Genomic DNA, 2,615 nt, shown 5'->3' on the forward strand with positions numbered 1-2,615 from the left:
ACTTACGGAGCACGCATTGCAAGTAACCATCAAACTCTGCGAAATCATACAGCTTGACGCTGCAGCAAGACGCATGCTAGATGCTGGTGATTTCGTTGACTGGTCAGCCAACGACGAAGGCGAGATTCTGATAACGCTCTCGACCGAAAAGATGGAAGACCCTCTTCGGTATATGGCCGAGCACGTCGAAGCAAACGGATTCTCAATCGAGGAGATGGAAATACCGCGCGAAGCTATTCCCATCTTGGAGTTGGGACCGAACGGCACGCCCAAAGTTAAACCTGGGCAAACACGATTCGTGTCTCCCGAAGACGCATTTGAACAAGGACTAATTACCGAGACTCAGTTTGAGCAGCTCAAAATAGAGAGGGATGCCGAAATTCGCCGCAATCCCCCGAGTTGGTGAGCGGCGAACCATCGGTTGCAACGGAGCGGCGGTGGTCGCCGCTTCGGAAATGGATGACTCAATCGCCGCCGCCCGCTGAACCGTAACGTTACCCGACTGACATGAATGCACTTCCTCCCGAATCGTACGACGCCTGGTTGGCGATGAGCGATGAGGAACAGGAGCGTATCAAAGACGATCTATGGGACGCATATTCTCGCGACAGGATTGACGTTCCGTTCACTGCACTCGCACGGTTGATTGCATCTACAGAGCGCACTGCTATTGATGGCGCTGTCGGTACTTGGCACGGTGGTGAATACCTTCTCCACGTTTACGTGCCACCAGACGAAATCGCTGCTTGCCCAAAGCCTCTTGAGCAGCGATTCGAAGGATTTCGCGTTTACTGGATGTGTTACCCTGAACGCGACGACAGTTTTGCAGACGCCGTTGACGTGCGCGACATGCAGCTGAATATCCAGGGAAAATGCGTTACGATCAACGCAAAACTGGTGGACCTTCGCGTCTACGTCGATGCCTTCGATTCGGCGGGACATCCGCTGCTTGTGACTTACCCGCGCATGTACGACGGCGGTTTCTCCTTCGATCTTCCTGACTTCCATCCCGACACCGACGATACGCATATCTTGCTTCCCGGTGCCGACGGAAACTGGAAGCACCAGTACACTGTCCGCAAGTCACTACCTTAACTGGAGGACGGGTAACCATCGCGTGCACCCGAGTACGCGAGTCGGCCGTGTTGAAATGGTAGATCTTTCGCGCGTACCGGGTGACGCGTATCGTTATCCGACTGAAATCATGATCGCTCGCTATTCCAGCCTGCTCTTCATTACAACGCTTTTGATTTCCGCCGTCGGTTGCTCGCCCACCGCTCCCTCTGTTGCAAATGGACCTCCAGTCGTAACCTGGGACCACCTAGAATCGGAGAGCTGGCGATACGAACTGGAAGACCCAGTGCGAATTGCAAACTACTCCTTTGCGACGAACGGCTGGTACCTATCGACCGAAGGCACCAAGCGTGGCGAGCTGCACGAGGTTTCCGCGTTAGGTGGGCGCTGGCTTATTGACGACGCTGGTGATCTTGTATTCGTCGACGAAAGCGGCTCCAATGCGTATGAGCGATTCAAGCTTACCGGATTGACTGCGACGACGGCGACGGTTGTAAACGCGAACACTGGACTTACCGAGCGCTACGTTCGTGGATACACTCCCCGTTAAATGAGGATAACCATCGCATGCACCGGAGCGACTCCGTTCCGCGGCATCGGCGGTGTGCCTTCGGCATTATACCGCCGACACCGCTCCACTACGTCGCCCGGTGATGCGTACCGTTCCCCGACTCTTGACCACTGATAGTGTTCGTCGCTTTTTCACATCTGGGACTCGATCACGCGGCTTATCGCCTTGCCCCAGCAGCGATTTGGCTCGTGATCATATGGTTGGCCGAGACTTACGTCGCGACGCCACGTCTTGGCAGAATCCAGCACGGTGTAACCAACCTGGCGTTGGCCGCGTTGAACGGTGGACTGCTTTTCTTTTCCGTCGGCTTGCTCAGTGTCTTCGTCTGTAATCTTTCGTCCGCCGAACCTTTTACTCTGATTGGTGTTGTCTTCTCATTTCTAGCGCTTGACCTGTTTAGCTACCTCTGGCACCGAGCCAACCATCGCATTCCTTTGCTTTGGCGGTTCCACGCAGTCCACCATTCAGATTCTGCGATGGACGTCACTACTGCCGGCCGATTTCACGTTGCAGAACTGGGGGTTGCTGGGATGGTTCGTCTTCCACTCCTTTACTTGCTCGGCGTGACAACTGCTGCACTGCTCATTTACGAAACGACGCTGGTGATTGTTTCGATGATGCATCACTCCACGATTACGCTTGGACGATTCGATCGCATTGCACGATCCGTTATCGTAACTCCATCGGTTCACTCGGTGCATCACTCTCGCGATCCTGATCTCTACGGGGCCAACTACTCATCTGTGCTTTCTGTTTGGGATCGAGTGTTCCGGACGCTTCGACTGCCATGTGGCCCCATTCAGCACGGATTGGATACCCACGACGACCATAGATCGGTCCGTTCACTGCTTGCTTCACCGTTTCGCGATGTCCATAATCGCGGGGAACCATGACATGCACGGGAGCACGGCTTGCGGCGTTTTTTGCAATGGATAGTCAACCTTCCGTGCCCCGTGATGTCCGCCGTTAT

General features: G+C 54.6%; 4 protein-coding genes. All 4 read left to right on the forward strand.

The window, feature by feature from the left end; translation table 11 throughout:
* A partial coding sequence (locus tag RSSM_RS20070) for a hypothetical protein (protein ID WP_008682945.1) occupies nucleotides 1–406 on the forward strand: 406 nt, incomplete at its 5' end.
* Nucleotides 407–507: 101 nt separating this feature from the next.
* On the forward strand, nucleotides 508–1,095 hold the full coding sequence (locus tag RSSM_RS20075) for a hypothetical protein (RefSeq protein ID WP_008682948.1): 588 nt from the start codon (nucleotides 508–510) through the stop codon (nucleotides 1,093–1,095).
* Between the two features lie 109 nt (nucleotides 1,096–1,204).
* Nucleotides 1,205–1,624 (forward strand): hypothetical protein, encoded by a 420-nt coding sequence (locus tag RSSM_RS20080; RefSeq protein ID WP_144059981.1) that lies wholly within the window; start codon nucleotides 1,205–1,207, stop codon nucleotides 1,622–1,624.
* Between the two features lie 209 nt (nucleotides 1,625–1,833).
* A complete protein-coding gene (locus tag RSSM_RS20085) occupies nucleotides 1,834–2,538 on the forward strand; it encodes a sterol desaturase family protein (RefSeq protein ID WP_236621256.1) in 705 nt (234 codons plus the stop codon).
* Nucleotides 2,539–2,615 lie beyond the last annotated feature (77 nt).

Origin of the sequence: Aporhodopirellula sallentina SM41 (assembly GCF_000346505.1) — a bacterium.
Taxonomy (GTDB): Bacteria; Planctomycetota; Planctomycetia; order Pirellulales; family Pirellulaceae; genus Rhodopirellula; species Rhodopirellula sallentina.